The sequence below is a fragment of the Streptomyces sp. NPDC051173 genome (genome assembly GCF_040689515.1).
Taxonomy (GTDB): Bacteria; Actinomycetota; Actinomycetes; order Streptomycetales; family Streptomycetaceae; genus Streptomyces.
Genome location: NZ_JBFBBD010000025.1, coordinates 58775 through 76327, shown reverse-complemented (window position 1 = coordinate 76327; position 17553 = coordinate 58775). Strand labels below are relative to the sequence as shown.

Here is a 17553-nt window from a genome sequence, read left to right as displayed (position 1 = left end):
CCGGGGCGGGGCGCCACGGCCGGGCCGACCGGGCCCGCCAGGCCCCGGTCAGCGGTTGCGGCGTTTGGCGATCGTCGTCAGGACCACGGGAAGCAGCAGTTCCAGCGCGCGGGCGACCGTCGCGGGCGGCAGTCCCGTCTTCTTGGCCACGGCGTTCGCCACCGGCCCGCTGAGCTTGGCGAGGACACCGGACATCAGGCCGCCGCCCAGCCCGGCCAGTCCCTGCACCCCCGCGGGCGCCGCGGTCAGCTCGTCGGGCAGCTCGGCAACCGTGGCCTCCACGACCCTCTTGGCCGTTTCGGTGTCCGTGCCGAGCTCGCCGGCGAGCTCCTCGATCCGGTCGTCGCCGAGCTCCTGGAGCACGTCCTTCTGCAATGAGTCATCGCCCATGCTCACGACCTTACGTGCGGGCACCTGTCCCCGTACGCAAGATCGCGGAACGGTCACCCCGGGAGAGCAGGTCGTGGGGGACACACCGGACAACAAGATCCTTAAGCGGGTCACCGGGAGCTTTCACCGGATCGGGCGGAAGTACGACTTCCTGATCTATCCGGCACGGCCTCGCGAACTAGCGTGGTCCACCATGCCACAGCCCTTCGAACTCCCCACCTTCTACGTGCCGCACCCCGCACGCCTCAATCCTCATCTGGAGGGGGCCCGCGTCCACACCAAGGCGTGGGCCCGCGAGATGCGGATGATCGAGGGCTCCGGGATCTGGGACGAGTCGGACTTCGACTCCCATGACTACGCGCTGTTGTGTGCCTATACCCACCCCGACGCGTCGGGTCCGGAGCTCGACCTGATCACCGACTGGTACGTCTGGGTGTTCTTCTTCGACGACCACTTCCTCGACATCTTCAAGCGCACCCGGGACATGCCCGGCGCGAAGGCGTATCTGGACCGCCTGCCCGCCTTCATGCCCATCCGCCCGGAGGACGCCACCGAGACGCCCACCAACCAGGTCGAGGCGGGGCTCGCCGACCTCTGGGCGCGCACGGTCCCGGTGATGTCGGAGGACTGGCGGCGGCGTTTCAAGGAGAGCACCCGGCACCTCCTGGAGGAGTCGCTGTGGGAGCTCTCCAACATCAACGAGGGCCGGGTGTCCAACCCGGTCGAATACATCGAGATGCGCCGCAAGGTGGGCGGCGCGCCCTGGTCGGCGCATCTCGTGGAGCACGCGGCGGGCGCCGAGGTCCCGGCCGTCATCGCGGCCTCCCGGCCGATGCGCGTCCTCAAGGACACGTTCGCCGACGGCGTGCACCTGCGCAACGACATCTTCTCGTACCAGCGGGAGACCCAGGACGAGGGGGAGCTGGCCAACGCGATCCTGGTCCTGGAGAAGTTCCTGGGCGTAGGCACCCAGGAGGCCGCCGACGCCGTCAACGACCTGCTCACCTCCCGGCTCCAGCAGTTCGAGCACACCGCGCTCACCGAGGTCGGGCCCCTGCTCCTGGAGCACGGGCTGGGGCCCGAGGCGTGGGCCGATGTCTTCGCGTACGTGAAGGGGCTCCAGGACTGGCAGTCCGGCGGGCACGAGTGGCACATGCGCTCCAGCCGCTATATGAACGGGGCGGCGGATAACAGGGCTTCGGAGCACTCGCTCCTCGCCGCGGCGGGCGGTCCGATGGCCGGGCCCTCGGGTCTCGGCACCTCGGCGGCCCGGCTGGTGTCGTCCCTGGTCGCGTCCTTGCCGGCCCGGCTCAGGAGCTTCACGCACGTGCCGTTCCAGAAGGTCGGCCCGCTGCCGCACCCGGACTTCGCCATGCCCTACGAACTCCGGCTGAGCCCCCACCTGGAGGGCGCCCGGCGGCACAACGTCGAGTGGAGCCACCGCACGGGGATCCTGGAGCCCGTGCCCGGGCTGCCCGGCTCCGAGATCTGGGACGAGGCCCGGCTCAAGGACATCGACCTGCCCCTGTGCGCGGCCGGCATCCACCCGGACGCGACGCCCGAGGAACTGGACCTGGCCTCGGACTGGCTCACCTGGGGCACGTACGCGGACGACTACTACCCGGTGGCGTTCGGGCGGACCCCGGACATGACGGCGGCGAAGGCCTGTCACGAGCGGCTCCTGCTGCTGATGCCGCTGGACCTCACCGCGATGCCCGCGCCGCTGACCCCGCTGGAGCGGGGCCTGGCCGACTTGTGGCAGCGCACGGCGGGTCCGATGGGGCCCGACGACCGCCGGACCTTCCGGGCGGGCGTCACCGCCATGCTGGAGAGCTGGCTGTGGGAGCTGGCCAACCAGAAGCAGAACCGCATCCCCGAGCCCGTCGACTACATCGAGATGCGGCGCAAGACCTTCGGCTCCGATCTCACGATGAGCCTCTGCCGGATCGGCCACGGCAGCGCCGTGCCACCGGAGATCTACGACACCCGGCCCGTCAGGGCCCTGGAGTCCGCGGCCGCCGACTACGCCTGCCTGATGAACGACGTCTTCTCCTACCAGAAGGAGATCGAGTTCGAGGGCGAGGTGCACAACGCCATCCTCGTGGTGCAGAACTTCTTCGACTGCGGGATCACCGAGGCGCTCGGCATCGTCGGCGACCTGATGACGTCCCGGATGCGCGAGTTCCAGTACATCGTCGCCACGCAACTGCCCGCGCTCTTCGAGGACTTCGGCCTGAACGAGGAGGCGCGCACGGCGCTGACCGCGTACGCGGACGAGCTCAAGAACTGGATGTCGGGGATCCTGAACTGGCACGAGGGGTGCTTCCGCTACGCGGAGGAGGACCTGCTGCGCCACCACGCGAAGCCGGCGGCGCCCGCGCCGCTGTTCACTCCGAGCGGACTCGGGACGTCCGCGGCACGGCTGGCCCCGCCGGTGGGGGTCGGGTAGCCCTCGGTCGCGGGACGGCGGAAAGGGGGGCAAGGCCAACGCCTCGCCCCCCTTTCCGCCGTACTGCCTACTGCCGGGCGTCCACGACCGCCCGCAGCTTGCCGCTCATCGGGGTGCGGTCGAGGTCGGCGCCGTCCACGGTCTCCACGGTGAGGTCGAGCAGCCGCTCGTCCACGGCCGAGCGGAGCTCGGGGTAGTCGGCGAGGAAGGCGTCGCGTGCCGCCTCCGCGGGGACGTCGCCCGCGCGCTCCATGCGGACGGTGAGCGCCTCCCGGGGGCCGCCGTTGGCCAGCGCGATCTGGAGCTCGCCGCTGTAGTGCAGGCGCTCCTCCGCGATGGCCACGAACCGGCGGTAGTTGAGGAAGTACGTCGCCACGCGCATCACGTCACCGAGCCGCCCGAGGAGCTCGAACCTCGGGGCGTGGCTGCCGCAGGGGCAGCGGCCGGGGAGGGCGCGGCCGAGGTCGCCTATGACGTAGCGGCCGAGGTCCTGGCCGCGCCGGGCGTGGGTGGTGAAGACCAGCCGGCCGGTCTCCCCCGGCTCCACCGGGCGGTCGTCGTCGACGTCGAGGACCTCCAGGGTGTGGAGGTCGGCGTGCAGGTGGTGGACGCTGCCGCCGCTCTCGGTGCACTGATAGCCCAGCGGGCCCAGGTCGGTGCTGCCGTAGGTGATGGAGTGGATGACCTCGATGCCGAAGGTCTCGGTGAGGGTGCGGCGCTGTTCGGCGGTGAAGTGCTCGCCGCCGTAGAAGATCTTGCGGATGCCGCCGTAGGAGCGCAGCAGGTCCGCTTCCTCGTGGAGCAGCTGCCAGAGGTAGGAGGGCATTCCGAAGAGGGTGTCGGCCCGGTGGGCGACGATCGTCTCGGCGGTCGCCCGGTGGTCGGTGCCCGCGGCCATGGGCAGTTGGACGCCGCCCAGCCGCTCCAGGATGGAGAAGAAGCTGATGAAGCTGCCGTACATCCCGCCGCAGTAGAAGAGGTTGGCCGTGCGGTCCCGGGCCGGGTCGTAGCCCGCGGCGAGCAGGCCGCGGGCGGCGGCGTGCATCTGGGTGTCGTAGTCGTCGTAGCTGAAGAGCGACAGCGCGGGGGTGCCGGTGCTGCCGCCGCTGCGGAAGTACAGCTCGGCGTCGCGCGGGTCGACGTGCTGGTTGAGCTCCTGGACGTCGGCCTTGTCCCGCAGGGGCCCGCTCGGCGGCGGGAGGACGACGGGCCGGGCGAGGTCGTCGAGGCAGGCGGTGGTGGTGAAGCGCTCGTCGGCCTGGACGGCGACGCGGCGGCTGTAGCGCTGGAGGGCGTAGACGCCGTCGTGGGGTTCGCCGGAGTAGCCCGCCGTCATGGCGCCGACGGGCGTGACGCGGGTGGCGCCCGCGGCCAGGACCGTGCCGGACAGCTCCGCGATGTCCGGGCGGCTGCCCGCGATGCCGGCGGTCTGGAGGTAGCGGCGCATGGGGCGCAGGGTGGGGATGATCCGCTTGCGGGGCAGCGGCTTGATCCACACGCTGCGGTGCAGCGGGGAGGCGGTGAGGACGGGCCGGGTGTCGGCCAGGACGCGCCAGGTGCCGTCGGGCGCGGTCAGCACGCGGGTCAGGCCGAGGTGTTCCTCCAGGCGGGCGATCAGCTCCGTGGTGGTGAGCTCGGCCTCCTCGGCCGCGTCGAGCGCCTCGCCCGTGGGGGCCGGCATGGCGGCCAGGGCCTCGGCGAAGCGGTCGGCGAAGGCGAAGACCTCGTCGGTGTCCTCGGTGTCGAGGTAGACGACCTGGGGGCTGGAGCACGCCTGCTGCTCGAAGAGGCAGACGTCGGCGGCCAGCGCGGCGAGGGTGGCCGGGTCCTGCCACGCGTCGCGGGTGAGGTAGGCGAAGGAGATCTTGTGTCCCCACTCCACCAGGCGGCAGCCGGGCGGCACATGGGCGGCCACGCCTTCGACCGCGGCCTCGCCGCCCCAGACGGCGACGGCGTCGGCGGGCGCGCACATCAGGCGCAGCCAGTCCTGCCGGGAGGAGGAGAAGCGCAGCACGATGACGCGGTCGGCGAGGGCGCCGGTCGGGTCGAGGGCGGCCAGCTCGGCGAGCAGGTGCTGGGCGAGGAGGGTGTCGCCGCTGCTGGTCTTGAGGATGTTGACGTTGCCGGCGAGGAGGCCCTCGACGAGGCTGAGCGGGGCGACGCTGGCGGCGTTGCCGGGGGCGATGTGGGCGACGAGGCCGACGGGTGCCCAGGCTTCGTAGACGGTCTCCTTCGCGTCGGGACGGCCCAGCCGCTGGGGTGCGGTGGAGCCGAGTTCGCGGCGGAGCTTGCGGGTGAGGGCGTCGCGGCCGAGGAAGGCGGCGAGTTCGGCGAGGAGGCCGCCGTCCTCGTCGGCGGGGAGGTGCTCGGCGAGGCGTACGGAGACGGGGTGGGCCGGGTCGGCCAGGGCCGTGGCCAGCCGGTCGCAGGCGGCGAGGACCGTCTCGGTGGCGAGCGGCGCGGCGAGCGCGGCCTCGACGGCGGCCGGCAGCGTGGCCAGCCGCCGCTCGGCCTCGTCGTCACCGATGAAGGCGCCCTGCCAGTAGTGGTGGTTCATGGTGTCGGTCATGACATTCCCTTCATCAGTTCGGCGGCGGCGACGGCACAGCTGCGGTTGCGGCTCACCCCGGCCCGGCCGTGGACGGTGAACCAGTCGGTGGCGAGCTCGCAGCCGCACTCGCCGCCGGGCCGCACGGAGGCGAGGTCGCCCATGAGGACGCTCTGGGCCGGCACGGAGGTGATGTACGGCGAGACGAGGTGCAGATAGCCGGGCTCGCCGTAGGGCAGCGCTTCGAGGGTGCGGGTGGAGCGCGCGGAGATCCGGGACCAGACGGGTGCGTGCAGGTTGTGGTGGTCGCACTCGATGTAGGGGATGCAGTGCTCGACGGAGCCGAAGGTGTCCCGGATCCGCTCGGAGGGGATGCCCAGTTGCCCGGTGACGCGGCTGTAGAGCTCGTCCTTGCCGATCCGCTGGTCCGTGTGGCCCTTCCAGCCGCCGCCGAGGATCACCAGGGAGCCCTCGGGGAGCGTCAGGGGCGGCAGGCCCATGGCACGCATCCGCTCCAGGGTGAACCAGAGGAACGCGGGGAAGCCGAGGATCCGTACGGGCGCGTCCTCGTCCGCGAAGCGGCGCAGGGCGGCGACGCAGCCGAAGGGGTCGAACTCGTGGCCGTTGCCGGTGTTGCGCAGGGCGTACTCGACCTGGCGGGCGGGCGCGAAGTCGCAGAGGTAGTTGTCGGTGAAGGAGGTGCCCAGCTTGAGGTCGCGGGCGGGTTCGTAGCTGTAGAGGAGGTAGTTGACGTCCTGCTCGGGGGTGATCCAGCCGTTGCGGTCGAAGATGCGGGCGACCATGCGCTGGGCGGAGCGGATCGTCCACCGGTCGAAGAACATCTGGGACTTCTGGCCGGTGGTGCCGGAGGAGGTCAGGTGCAGGTCCACGTCGTCCCGGGGGATGGACAGGACCTCGTGGCGCTTGAAGAAGTTGGCGTGCACGAGGGGCGCGCGGTACGGCTCGGCGGGCGCGGCGGGCTCGACGGGCGCCGTGGCCTCGTACAGCTTCCGGAAGAACGGGGACCGGTCGGTGTGCCAGGCGTTGATCTCGGCCATGGCGGCCGTGAACAGCGCGTCCTCGGCGGGGCCGGTCGCGTAGGGGTCGGCCAGGTCGCACAGTTCCTGGACCCGGGACAGCGCGTGCGGGTCGGGAACGTCGATCGGGGCGAGATGGGGGTTCACGGGGCTCATGAGACAACCTCGGGTACGGTCACGGCGGGCAGATAGGTCGACGCCCAGGCCGAGACGTAGAAGTCCAGGTAGGGCTGGAGGGGTTCGTCGACGACGACGCCGCGGAAGTCGATGTGTTCGGTGGTCCTGGTCAGCACGACGTAGTCGTGGAAGCCGTCGCCCTCGGGGCGCATCGCGGGGTAGAGGGCGCTCGGCAGGAAGCCCTGGGCCAGGAAGGCCGACAGCGCACCGTGGTGGGCGAGCGGCACCAGTGCCTCGACGTAGCCCGCGCCCGCGCGGGTGAGCGCCCGGGTGATCGGTTCGAGGTGACCGGCGGCGGCCGCCGGGTCCGGGTGGCCCGCGACCAGGGCGCAGTATTTGCCGGTGCGGTTCAGATAGGCGTACACCTCGAAGTCGCCGTCGTCCGGCACCAGCAGCACGTTGGGGGTGTGCAGCGGGTAGAACCACTGGGCGGCGTCGGGGAACTGGTCGTGGAAGCGGCGGCGGACGAAGGCCGGTGCCTCGATCATCTCCAGTCGCGCGTCCGACGTCCTGGCCGGTGCGGGGAGCGGTGCGGTGGCCCGGGTGCCCGCGTAGCTGATGCCGAGGCTGCGCTCGACGTTCCGCAGGAGCGGCAGCAGGGGCGCGGGCACCTCGTCGACGGGGATCCGCCGGTCCAGCACACCGGGAGAGTGACGCGCGTAGAGCGCGAGGCTCTCCCGGCAGTCGAGGTCGACCGCGTTGGGCAGGATGCCCATCGGCCGGAAGCCGTTGCGCGAGACGACGCGCTGGGGTCCGGCGCTGACGGTGCGGACCGTGGCGTAGACCGAGTCGAGGCGGCCGGTGTCGAGCATCCGGGCGCACAGTTCCTCGGTGAGGGCCCCGGCGAGGCCCGTGCCACGCTGGTCGGGGTGCACGGCGAGCCCTTCGAGGCGGCCGAGGCGGCCGCCGGGTTCGCTGTGGATGGCCGCCGATCCGACGACGCCCCCGGTTCCGGTGCGGCGGGCCACGAGCCAGAGGGTGTACGGGTCCGCGATGAGCCGGGACATCACGGCGGGGTCGGTGCCCAGGGCCGTGGGGTAGTGCGGCCCGTAGACGGCGTAGTAGAGCTGCCGGAGCTCGGCTATGTCGGCGGGCGTGGCCTGCTCGATGGTGACGCTCACCGGGCGGCTCCCACGGCTTCCGGCTCGGCCGCCGCGGGCGCGGCCTCCGGGGCCGGGGCGCGCTCGCGCAGCAGGGCCAGCGCGCAGGCGGCGGGCACCAGTCCGGCCGCCTGGATCAGGCAGAGCGTCTGCGGCGACAGCTGGTCGCCGAGCGCGCCGAAGAGCAGGGAGGCCACGGGGAAGGTCGCGCCGAGCACGGCCTGCATCACGGCGAAGAAGGCGGGCTTGTCGGCCGCGGGGACGAGGCGCTGGAAGAGCGCCACGAAGCGGACGCCGATCACGCCGACGCACCAGCCGGCCACGGCCAGGCAGCCCGCGATGACGGGCCGTTCGCCGACGATGCCGGGCAGGCCGAGGGCGAGGGCCATCGTGGCCAGGCACAGCGAGCCGACGACGGTGGGCCGGCCGGGCACCCGGGCGCCGCTGAACGAGCCGATCAGCGTGCCCGCGCCGAGCGAGGCCTCCAGCAGGGCGACGGTGCCGCCACCGCCGTGGAGCACGCCCTTGGTGTAGAGCGGGATGACGACGAAGACGGCGGTGGTGAAGAGGTTGGCGGCGGTGAAGCTGATGAGGATCTTGCGGACGAAGGGCAGGCCGGCCAGGACCTGACGCAGCGTCCGGCGCTCCTCGCCGTCCGCGCCTTCCCCGGCCTCGGCGGCCGCGGTGCGGAAGCGCACGGTCGCGATGAGGAGGGCGGCCGTCACATAGGCGGCCGCGCAGCCGACGGCGAGTCCGGCCACTCCGGCGCGGTCGACGATCAGGGCGCCGAGCAGCGCCCCGCCGAGGCTCGCCAGCGACTGGGTGGACAGCTCGAAGCCGGTGGCCGCCTCGATGTCCTCGTCGTCGACGAGTTCGGGCACGGAGGTGGTCAGGCAGGGGTCGAAGAACGCCTGGCAGGTGGCCAGGGCGAGGGTCGCGGCGTACGCGGCGGCGAGCGGCAGGTCGCTCGCGTACGCCCAGGCGGCGAGCGCCGTCGCGACAACGCCCGCGGTGGCCGCGGCGGTTCGCAGCAGCGTGCGGTGGGCGACGCGCGCGATGGCGCGGGCGACGACGGGGGCCAGGGCCACGGCGGGCAGCGTGCTGACGGCCATGAACAGCCCGGACGCGAGTCCGTTGCCGCCGCTGACGGCGTAGGCGACGAGCCACCAGGAGACGCCGACCTGGAACATCCGGACCGCGGCCTGGGTCAGCACCTGGCCGAGCCAGACGGCGCCGAAGGCGCGGTTGCGCAGGACGAGCGGGAGTCTGCGGGGCCGCTCCGCTGTCGGGGCGGTCATGCTGTCGGCCTCTCGTCGATGACGCGGATGAGCTTGCCGGAGCGGGAGTTGACCGCGAGGTCGCGGTTGCGGACCCACTCCACCTCCATCGGGTGGACGAATCCGGCGCGCAGGCTGTCGGGGTAGAGCGGGCGTGCCGTGCACAGCCCCTCGACGACCTCCTTGGCGAGGACGTCCAGACCGGCCGGGTCCTCGTCGCCGGGGGCCGTGGCCAGGCGCAGGACGAGGCCGTCGCGGCCGTCCCAGCGGCGCACCACGAGCTGCATGCCGACGATGCGGCCCTCGGTGTCCGCCTCGGCGACGGCGTTCTGCGCGTCCTGCGAGTACAGCGACACCGGTCCGACGCGCACGCCTTCCTCGGCGCGGCCGAGGATGCGGAAGTGGCCCGCCTCGGTGTCCGTCCACTCCGCGCGGTCACCCGCGGGGTAGCGGATGATCGGCATGAGGCTGCGGAAGAGGCTGGTCACGACGACGCGTCCGGGGCGGCCCGCCTCGGTGATCGGCTCCCCGGTCGTCTCGTCGAGGATCTCGACGACGGAGTGCGGGGTGAAGGCGCGGTGGACGCGCGCGTCGGGGCCGGGTACGGGGCGGCCGAGCAGGCCGGCGTCGACACTGGCGTAACCGAGGGAGCGCGCTTCGGCGTTGGGGAAGGCGGCGGCCAGCAGGCGTCGCTGGTCGTCGAAGAGCGCCTCGCCGCCGAAGAACAGCAGCTCCACGGCGGGCAGCTGCTCGCCCTGGGCGACCAGGTGCTCGGCGAGGCGGCAGAGCGTGGTCGGGGTGCCCGCGACGACCTGTGCGGCGAAGTCGCGGAGGGTGGGGACCGTCGACTCCAGCGGCGCGGCGCCGCCGATGGGCAGGCGCACGTTCTCCACGGGCGCGTGGGCGAGGGAGTCGAGGATGAAGAGGAAGCTGGCGTACAGCTCACCTGCGTAGAAGAGGTCCGCCACGCGGTGACCGGGCTTCAGCCCCGCGTCGACGAGTCCCGCGCCGAACGCGGTGACGAACTCCCGCCATTCCTCCCGGGTGTAGCAGGAGAACTTGGGTGCGCCGGTGGTGCCGCCCGTCTTGTAGACGGACGCCTCGGTGAGCGGTGCGGTGAGCACGCGATTGTCGTGGAGTGTGTTGGCTGCCCAGAATTCTCCCTGGTCCACGACGGGAAGAGCCGTGAGGCAATCCACATCCGGCGTCAGGGAGGCGTAGAGATTCGCGTAGTACGGGGAGTTTTCACGGGCGTGACGTATGAGGTCCGGAAGCTGATGGACGGGCATGCGGCCTTTGCCTAGTGACGAGAAAGAAAATGAGGAGTGTTCCTCGGCGGGGCGGGAAGCAGTGCACCGCCGCCACCAATTGAAAGCTGAACGAGATATGTCCCCCACATACTCGCGTTGCTTGTGCATCACAACTGACGCACGCTCAATGATGGAACACGGCAGAACGTACCGCAAAATCGGCGACGCCCCGGACGTCGGGATTGGCCGGAAACGGCGGCACCCGTGATGGCCGTAAATGCCAGCGGATGGCATGATTTGCCCGCGTGCGGCAAACACCCGGTATGCTGGCTCCTGCGGCGGTTCGTCCCTCGCTTCGGCCCCGGCCTGTGAGTTGACGTCCCGCACGTCGCTGTGTGAACCGTCACTGGAAGGGCGCCCGGTCTTTGCATAGCGTTGCGCCGACCCGCATCAGATATCAACGAACAATTCACCGGACGGCGTTGCTCGTCCGTCGGTGAATCCTCACCGGGGGCGCACGGAATTGCCTCTGAGGCAGAGCGGCGTTTCAGCCGGCCTTGACGGGTCCCTTACGGAAATCCGCGCCCGCCGGCGCCCGGGTCCGCCCGGCGGCTACGACGTGGGCGTAAGGAACCGTTCCGGCAGGCAGGCGTCGCACGGCCGGGCCTTGCTCGCGAGGAGCTCGTCACGCGCCTCGGCCGTGGTGAGGGTCTCCTCGCCGCCCTTGGGCACCCAGCAGCCCGCGTGGTGCACTTCGTGCATGGTCCTGCCGGACCGGGTGTGGGAGGTGACCGGCCAGACCGCGTGCTCCAGGTCCGGCCGGTACGGCGTACGGGAGGCGACGCGCGGCTCCTCGTACGGATCCTCCGTGAGGTGCTGGAGGACCGCGCAGCGGACCCACTCCCGCGGGGGCATGCCCGCTTCGTCTGCGGCCGCCGTGATAAGGGCGAGTTCGTCGTGGCTGAAGAGCTGCTCCATGCCGCGCGACGCTAGCAGTGGCGGAGTGCGGGCCGGGCGGGTTGCCTGAAGGCGGCATATGCGGGTGGCCTGCGGCGCGGAGCGGTTCCGCCGGGAGAGCGGTCGCCGTAAGGCCACGTGAGCGACTTCCGGACCGTGGCCGAAACACGTCATTTTCCGCTGGGCTCCGGTGAGTTGACGTCCGCCACGGGCTCGGGCACGGTTCCCGGAAGCGCGGCGGTTCCCCCGAACGGGGGCCCGGCGCCGGATACCGATTCACCCTTCCGGTCCGCCGGACGCCTCTCAGCGGTCCGGTCGGAACGGGTGCGCGAGGAAGAACGCGCGCCCTTCGGTGTCAAGGCGGTCTCAAGCCGGTCTCAAGGCGAAGGAACTCAAAGAGGGGGAAGGCGCCGCGGGCCGCGGGCGCCCGCAGCGGTGAAGCGGGCGGGTGTCGTGCCGACGTGCCGGGTGAAATGGCGGTTCAGGTGGGACTGGTCGTAGAAGCCGACGGCGGTGGCGACCTCCGCCGGGCACTGTCCGGACAGCAGCAGCGAGCGCGCCCGCTCGATCCGCTTGCCTGTCAGATAGGCGTGCGGCGGCAGTCCGTACGTCTGCTTGAAGCAGCGGATGAGGTGGGTGGGGTGGGCGCGCAGGACACCGGCCGCCTCTTCGAGCGAGAGGCCCGCGCGTATGCGGGAGTCGAGCAGATCGCGCAACTGCGTGGCCAGACGCCCCGCTTCGCGGCCGGGCGCGGCCGGACGCGTGGTGGCGAGCCGGTCGAGGTGCCCGTGGAGCCGCTCGCGGACGAAGGAGAGCCGGGACTCCGCCTCGAAGGCGTCCCCGGCGTGGGCGAGGGCCGTGTGCAGCCCGTGCACGCGCCGCCACAGCAGGCCGTCGAGGAGGACGGGCACCCCGGCGGCCCGGCCGGTGAACCGCTCGGGGAGGACCGTCGTGTCGAGGTAGAGCACGCGCTTGCGGAAGCCGGCGGCCGTGACGGTCCTCCCGTCGTGCGGGACCCCGGGCGGCAGCAGGGCGACGGTGCCCGTCCCGGTGGCTCCGTGGTGATGGCGGTCGAGCGCGAACTCGACGGAGCCCGCGTCGATGATCATCAGCGCCCAGGTGTCGTGGGCGTGGGCCGGATAGGCGTGGTCGACGAAGCGGGCGTGGAACACCTCGGCGATGCCGGGCACGGCCGGCCGCCAGGCGCTGACCTTCGTACGGGGACGGTCTCCGATCATGCAAGGAACGTACAAGACCGCAGGTGACCGCTCCCGGCACACTCGGGGCATCGGCCGGAGCACCGGCCGCGTGCCAGGAGGAGCCACCATGACCACGACCACCCGAGCCGTGAACCTCGCCGCGGAGCTCGCGGCCGTCCAGGGCCACTGGGTCCAGCGGAAGATAGCGGGCCTCAACGACTACGAAGTCAAACTCGCCAAGGTGCGGGGCGAGTTCGTCTGGCACACCCATGACGACACGGACGAGCTGTTCCTGGTCGTGAGCGGCCGGCTGACGATCCGGCTCAGGGACGGGGACGTCGTCCTGGAGCCGGGTGAGCTCTTCGTGGTGCCGCGGGGTACGGAGCACTGCCCCAGGGCCGAGGAGGAGACGTCCATCCTGCTGCTGGAGCCGGCGGGCGTGCCGGCCGCGGGCTCGGCGACCGTCCCGGACGGGCCGGCCGGCGGCGCGTGACCGGAACGGAGGGGTGACGGGTTCTCCGTGGAAACAAGGCGTCCGTCCTCCGCGGAGTCCGTGTCATCTCCCCTGCGGGTGGGGCGGGTCGGGGCCTCTCGGGCTCATCAGGCCGTCATGGGCGGTGCGTTGCGGCCCGGGAGGCCCGGGGGGGGGCGGTCCCGGGCAGGCCTGGGGTAGGGCGGTCGAGGCGGAATCTCCGGTTCGGCAAGGGCGGGTGCGGGGAAGAAGTCCGGCCATGTCCGACGGCACGCACGCCCACGCGCACCCGCCCGCCCTCATCGACCGAGCCATGCGGAGCTTCCCCGTGCACCACCCCGACGCCCAGCTCCGCATCGGGGCCCTGCTCCACCTCACCGGCACCGCCCCGCCCGTCGGACGACTGCGTGACCACGTCGCCGAGCGGCTGCCCGCCCTGCCCGCGCTGACGCACTTCCTCACCGACACGAGCAGCGGATGGACGCGGGCGTGGTACGCCGACCCGGCCGTCCACGTCGTGGAGCACGTGCTGCCGCCCGGCCGTGAGCACCTGGAGCGGGAGGTCCAGCGGCTCATCCGCGTCCCGTTGCCCGAGGGGGCACCGCACTGGCGCCTCGATCTGCTGCGCGGCCACGAGCCGGGGCGGTACGCGGTGCTCTATCTCGTCCACCACGCCATGCAGGACGGCGCGGGGATACTGCACACCCTGGAGACGCTGTTCACCGCGCGGGGCATCCCGGACAGCGAGTCGTCGGCCGTGGTGCCCGGCCTCTCCCCCGCCCCGCCGGTGATGCTGCGGGACCGCTTCCGCGCCCTGGCCACGACGGCACGCACGGCCGACCGGTCCGTCATCTGGGCCTCCGCCCGGCATCCCCTGTCCGCCCGGCGGACCTTCCGCTGGGCGCGCGTGCCCGTCGAGCGGTTACGGGAGGTCGGCCACGCCCGGGGCGGCTCCGTCAACGACGCCTATCTCGCCACGCTGGCGCACGCGGTGCAGGACTGGGCGGGCGGCCACTGGCCTCCCGCGCGCCGCTCCGCGGAACTGCCGCTGATCATGCCGGCGAACCTCCGCCGCCCCGAGGAGGCCGCCGCCCCCGGCAACAAGGTGGCGATGGTCCGGCTCGCGCTGCCGGGCGGGGACGTGCCGTTGACAGCTCGGCTGGACGGGGCGATCCGGGCCACGGCCCCCCTGCGGTCGCCGCGCCACCGCGAGGCGCTGCGCCGCGCGGCGTCCCTGTCGTACGTTCCCGCGTGGCTCCTGCCCCGGCTGCTGCGGGCCGTCGGCCGCCCGGACCGCGCCACGGTGGGGGTGTCGGGGCTGCTGGCCCGGCACGATCTCCACCTCGGCGAGGACCCGGTGACCCATGTGCTGCCCGTGGGCTGTCTCCCGGAGGCGAGCCCGTTCGGCTCGCTGATGCTGACCTATCGCGGAGTCTCGACGGCGTGCTTCATGACGGACCGCGCCCTGCCCGGCCTGGACTCGCTGCACCTGCGGTGGCGGCGGGCCGTGGAGGGGTGACCCCGGCGAGCCGGTCCGCCGCGCCGTGCGCCGGCTAGGGCCTGTCCGGCGGATCTTTGCCAGTCTGCGGGCCGGTTGCCTCCCCCAGCTAACGCTGGGGGAGATTGAGGACACCGCCGCGCAGCGGTGGTGCGGACGACGACCACCCGCAGCACCGACCACAAGATCCGCCGGACAGGCCCTAGCCGTCAGGCGCTTCGCCGTCGCCGCCCGATGTGCCGCGGGCCGAAGCGGCCGTCCGCGGGGCCCGTTCCGTCAGGCGACCGCGGTGACGACGACGAAGCGCAGGTCCGGGTGTTCGGCAGGGACGAGGACGTGGCTGGTCACCTGGATCTCGGCGCCGTCGTGAAAGGGCAGCCGGAGGCGGAGGCGGTGGCCGCCGGGGTGCTCGACCACGGCGTGCTGTTCGGCCCAGATGCGGCGGCAGGTGCCGTTGGTGGCGAGGATGTCCTCGATCAGGGACCGGATCCGGGCGTCGCGCGGGTCCCGGTGGCTGGCCACGCGGAGCATGGGGAGGTAGGTGCGGGCGCAGGTGTCCTCCCAGTCCAGCACCTGGGTGCGGGCCTCGGCCGAGGTGAGGGCCCAGCGCATGAGGTTGGCCTGCGGTTCGCGGGTGAAGGGGAACCACCGGGTCATGGGGGTGTTGGCGGCGACGATGTTCCAGGCGGCGTCGGAGAGGTAGGCCGGGTGCGGCGCCTGGTGTTCGAGGAGGGCGGCCGTCGCGGAGTCGACGGTCGCCTGGCCGTGACAGCCGCCGCGGACGGGCGGGCGGCGGCCCGAGACACCGAGGAAGAGGGTGAGCTTCTCGGTCTCGCTCAGCCGCAGCGCCTCGGCGACGCGCAGCAGGAAGGCGTCGGAGAACTCGCGGGGCGCGCCGGTCTCCAGCGCGCGGTACCAGCCCTCGCTCACGCCGGTCAGCCGGGCCACGTCGGCCTGTGACATGCGCGATCCGGCCCGGTGCCCCCAGACGCGCAGCTCGGGTATGCGCCGCCGGTCGACCCGCTCCCGCCAGGCGCGCAGCAGCCGGCTGACGGAATCGCCGTGAGGGCACGCCACCGTCGCCGGAAACTCGGGACCTTGGTCCTGTTTCGCCATCAGTTCACGGCCCGTCTTTAATCGATCATTGCCATGTCCGTTTCTACCGGATCATGACGGCGCTGACCAGTCCAGCGGCCAACAGCCTGTGAATGCGGGGCGAGTTGACGGGTGCCGGAAAGGGCTTCCGGACGCCTTTGACGGGACCGCCACTGAAACTCACGACACTCCGAGTGATGGATTACCTGTTGCAGACTCTGAGGGCGAAGAAGGCGTCGCGGTGACTCACATCCCGTGACGTCCGATGCCGTGCGTCCGGATCCGGGACTCGGGGATTCGCGATCCATAAGGATTCTTTGGGGGTGTCAGAATATGCGCTTCAAGGTTCTCGGTCCTTTGCGGATCTGCGACGGTCCCGAAGTGGCGGTCCTGCCTCCCTCGAAGCCCACGATTCTGCTCGCCGCTTTGCTGCTGCGGCCGGACACGGTGGTCTCGACGGACTTTCTGCGGCGCGCGATCTGGGGCGACGAGGAGCCCGCGTCGGCGAAGGCGGCACTGCACGCGTGTGTGCTGCGGCTGCGCAGGACGTTCACGAAATACGGGATTTCCGGTGCGGTGATCGAGTCCGTGCCGGGGGGCTACCGGATCGTCGTGGAGGCCGGTTCCCTCGACCTGGTCCGGTTCCGGGAGCTGCGGGCCAGGGCGCGCGCCGAGCGGGATCCGGAGGCCGAGCTGTGTGCGCTCAAGGAGGCGCTGGCGCTGTGGCAGGGGCCGCCGCTGCCCAACGTGCCGTCGGACTTCCTGCGCCGGGGCGAGCTGCCGGGGCTGGTCGAGGAGCGGCTGGCCGTCGTCGAGCGGGCCTGCGACATCGAACTCGCGCTGGGCCGCTGCGGGCAGGCGCTCGTGGAGCTGTGGACGGCCGTACGGGCGCACCCGGGCCACGAGCGGCTGCGGGAGCAGCTCATCGAGGCGCTCTACCGCACGGGCAGGCAGGCCGACGCCCTGGCGGAGTTCCGCGAGGTCAAGCGCTATCTGCGGGACGAGCTCGGGGTGGACCCCGGAGCCGGGCTGCGGCGGCTGGAGCTGAGCATCCTGCGCGGCGACCCCCTCGGTCCGGCCGAGGCGGCCCCCCGGCGGGACGTCCCGCCGGCTCCCGTGCCGGGCCCGCCGGTCGCCACCGTCTCGCACTTCACCGGCCGTACCGCCGAGGGCGCCGCGATCGTGGACCGGCTCACCGCCGACCGCTCGGCCCCGGCGATCGTGGTGCTCTCGGGTGCCCCGGGCATCGGCAAGACCGCGCTCGCCCTGCACACGGCCCGGCTGGCCGAACGGCACTTCCCCGACGGCCGGTTCGCGGTACGGATGACGCGCGCGGACGGCAGGCCGCGCGCGGCCGCGGAGGTCGCCGCCGAACTGGACCGCATGGCGGCGGGCTCCTCCGGGGCCCGGGACGGCCGGCGGGCGCTGCTGGTCCTGGACGACGTGACCGACGCCGAGCAGGTGCGGCCGCTGTTGCCCACGGGCGCGGGCGGTGCCGCGATCCTGACCGGCAGGCTCGGCCTGGCCGGGCTCGTCGCGGCACACGGCGGCTGGGTCCACCGGCTGGACACGCTCACCGAGGACGAGGCGTGCGCGCTGCTGACGGCCGTCCTCGGTGACGCCAGGGCCGGGGCGGAACCGGAGGCGCTCCGTGAACTGACGGCGGCGTGCGGCCGCTTCCCCCTCGCGCTGCGGATCGTGGGCGCGCGCCTGCTCACCCGGCCGCGGCTGACGGTCGCCGATTGCGTGGCCTGGCTGCGCGAGGACCCGCTGGTGCGGCTCTCCCTTCCCGACGATCCGCGGATGTCGGTGCCGAAGGCCCTGGGCGAGGCGCTCGAACGGCTGGACCCGCGCCTCGCGGATGCCTTTCTCCGCGTCGGGGCGTCGGCACTGCCGCGGATCTCGGCGGCGGGCGCGGCGGGCCTCCTCGGCATTCCGCCCGCACCGGCCGGGGAAATCCTGGAGCGGCTCGTGGACGTGAGCCTGCTGGAGGAGGAACCGGCCGGTCACTACCGCATGCACAGGCTGCTCCGGGACTTCGCCCGGCGCGCCTCCGGACACCAGGGCGGCCCACCGGCGCTGACCACGCGCCGCTGACCTTCGC

General features: G+C 72.5%; 13 protein-coding genes. 4 read left to right on the top strand and 9 right to left on the bottom strand.

Annotated elements, in window-relative coordinates:
• Positions 1-48 precede the first annotated feature (48 nt).
• Positions 49-390, bottom strand: coding sequence for a DUF937 domain-containing protein (locus AB0435_RS16230; RefSeq protein WP_366003713.1), 342 nt, complete (start codon positions 388-390; stop codon positions 49-51).
• Between the two features lie 193 nt (positions 391-583).
• On the opposite strand from AB0435_RS16230, the gene AB0435_RS16225 reads away from it, so the two are divergent.
• Entirely contained in the window at positions 584-2839 is a 2256-nt protein-coding gene (locus tag AB0435_RS16225; protein WP_366427261.1) for a family 2 encapsulin nanocompartment cargo protein terpene cyclase, read from the top strand.
• Positions 2840-2906: 67 nt separating this feature from the next.
• Here AB0435_RS16225 and AB0435_RS16220 read toward each other — a convergent pair whose 3' ends face one another.
• The 7 genes from AB0435_RS16220 to AB0435_RS16190 all read right to left on the bottom strand — a co-directional run bounded on the left by AB0435_RS16220 (position 2907) and on the right by AB0435_RS16190 (position 12423).
• The gene (locus tag AB0435_RS16220; RefSeq protein WP_366427260.1) at positions 2907-5408 is read right to left on the bottom strand and encodes an acyl-CoA reductase; all 2502 of its coding nucleotides are present in this window, start codon (positions 5406-5408) and stop codon (positions 2907-2909) included.
• Positions 5405-6580: an acyl-protein synthase gene (locus AB0435_RS16215; protein WP_366003716.1), complete on the bottom strand. Its 1176-nt coding sequence runs from the start codon at positions 6578-6580 to the stop codon at positions 5405-5407. The genes AB0435_RS16220 and AB0435_RS16215 overlap by 4 nt, the downstream gene beginning before the upstream one ends.
• Positions 6577-7722: a GNAT family N-acetyltransferase gene (locus AB0435_RS16210; RefSeq protein ID WP_366003717.1), complete on the bottom strand. Its 1146-nt coding sequence runs from the start codon at positions 7720-7722 to the stop codon at positions 6577-6579. The genes AB0435_RS16215 and AB0435_RS16210 overlap by 4 nt, the downstream gene beginning before the upstream one ends.
• Positions 7719-8999: an MFS transporter gene (locus tag AB0435_RS16205; RefSeq protein WP_366003718.1), complete on the bottom strand. Its 1281-nt coding sequence runs from the start codon at positions 8997-8999 to the stop codon at positions 7719-7721. Before AB0435_RS16205 ends, AB0435_RS16210 begins: the two co-directional genes overlap by 4 nt.
• On the bottom strand, positions 8996-10267 hold the full coding sequence (locus tag AB0435_RS16200) for a phenylacetate--CoA ligase family protein (RefSeq protein WP_366003719.1): 1272 nt from the start codon (positions 10265-10267) through the stop codon (positions 8996-8998). Before AB0435_RS16200 ends, AB0435_RS16205 begins: the two co-directional genes overlap by 4 nt.
• A 573-nt stretch (positions 10268-10840) precedes the next feature.
• Entirely contained in the window at positions 10841-11206 is a 366-nt protein-coding gene (locus AB0435_RS16195) for a DUF6233 domain-containing protein (RefSeq protein ID WP_366003720.1), read from the bottom strand.
• Positions 11207-11577: 371 nt separating this feature from the next.
• Positions 11578-12423: an AraC family transcriptional regulator gene (locus tag AB0435_RS16190; RefSeq protein ID WP_366003721.1), complete on the bottom strand. Its 846-nt coding sequence runs from the start codon at positions 12421-12423 to the stop codon at positions 11578-11580.
• Between the two features lie 88 nt (positions 12424-12511).
• On the opposite strand from AB0435_RS16190, the gene AB0435_RS16185 reads away from it, so the two are divergent.
• Both AB0435_RS16185 and AB0435_RS16180 read left to right on the top strand, forming a co-directional pair.
• Positions 12512-12877, top strand: a complete 366-nt coding sequence (locus AB0435_RS16185; RefSeq protein WP_366427259.1) for a cupin domain-containing protein — start codon at positions 12512-12514, stop codon at positions 12875-12877.
• Between the two features lie 238 nt (positions 12878-13115).
• A complete protein-coding gene (locus tag AB0435_RS16180; RefSeq protein WP_366003723.1) occupies positions 13116-14375 on the top strand; it encodes a wax ester/triacylglycerol synthase domain-containing protein in 1260 nt (419 codons plus the stop codon).
• A 255-nt stretch (positions 14376-14630) separates the two neighbouring features.
• Here AB0435_RS16180 and AB0435_RS16175 read toward each other — a convergent pair whose 3' ends face one another.
• Positions 14631-15470 carry a helix-turn-helix transcriptional regulator gene (locus AB0435_RS16175; protein WP_366427258.1) on the bottom strand — a complete coding sequence of 280 codons (840 nt, stop codon included), beginning with the start codon at positions 15468-15470 and terminating at the stop codon, positions 14631-14633.
• 360 nt (positions 15471-15830) lie between these two features.
• Between AB0435_RS16175 and AB0435_RS16170 the strand changes: the two genes are divergently transcribed.
• Positions 15831-17546 carry a BTAD domain-containing putative transcriptional regulator gene (locus AB0435_RS16170; protein WP_366427257.1) on the top strand — a complete coding sequence of 572 codons (1716 nt, stop codon included), beginning with the start codon at positions 15831-15833 and terminating at the stop codon, positions 17544-17546.
• The last annotated feature ends 7 nt before the right edge of the window (positions 17547-17553 follow it).

Coding starts and splice junctions, on each gene's coding strand:
- AB0435_RS16175 (WP_366427258.1), bottom strand. CDS start 15,470: ATGGCGAAACAGGACCAAGGTCCCGAGTTTCCGGCGACGGTGGCGTGC.
- AB0435_RS16195 (WP_366003720.1), bottom strand. CDS start 11,206: ATGGAGCAGCTCTTCAGCCACGACGAACTCGCCCTTATCACGGCGGCC.
- AB0435_RS16215 (WP_366003716.1), bottom strand. CDS start 6,580: ATGAGCCCCGTGAACCCCCATCTCGCCCCGATCGACGTTCCCGACCCG.
- AB0435_RS16225 (WP_366427261.1), top strand. CDS start 584: ATGCCACAGCCCTTCGAACTCCCCACCTTCTACGTGCCGCACCCCGCA.
- AB0435_RS16190 (WP_366003721.1), bottom strand. CDS start 12,423: ATGATCGGAGACCGTCCCCGTACGAAGGTCAGCGCCTGGCGGCCGGCC.
- AB0435_RS16180 (WP_366003723.1), top strand. CDS start 13,116: ATGTCCGACGGCACGCACGCCCACGCGCACCCGCCCGCCCTCATCGAC.
- AB0435_RS16200 (WP_366003719.1), bottom strand. CDS start 10,267: ATGCCCGTCCATCAGCTTCCGGACCTCATACGTCACGCCCGTGAAAAC.
- AB0435_RS16220 (WP_366427260.1), bottom strand. CDS start 5,408: ATGACCGACACCATGAACCACCACTACTGGCAGGGCGCCTTCATCGGT.
- AB0435_RS16205 (WP_366003718.1), bottom strand. CDS start 8,999: ATGACCGCCCCGACAGCGGAGCGGCCCCGCAGACTCCCGCTCGTCCTG.
- AB0435_RS16185 (WP_366427259.1), top strand. CDS start 12,512: ATGACCACGACCACCCGAGCCGTGAACCTCGCCGCGGAGCTCGCGGCC.
- AB0435_RS16230 (WP_366003713.1), bottom strand. CDS start 390: ATGGGCGATGACTCATTGCAGAAGGACGTGCTCCAGGAGCTCGGCGAC.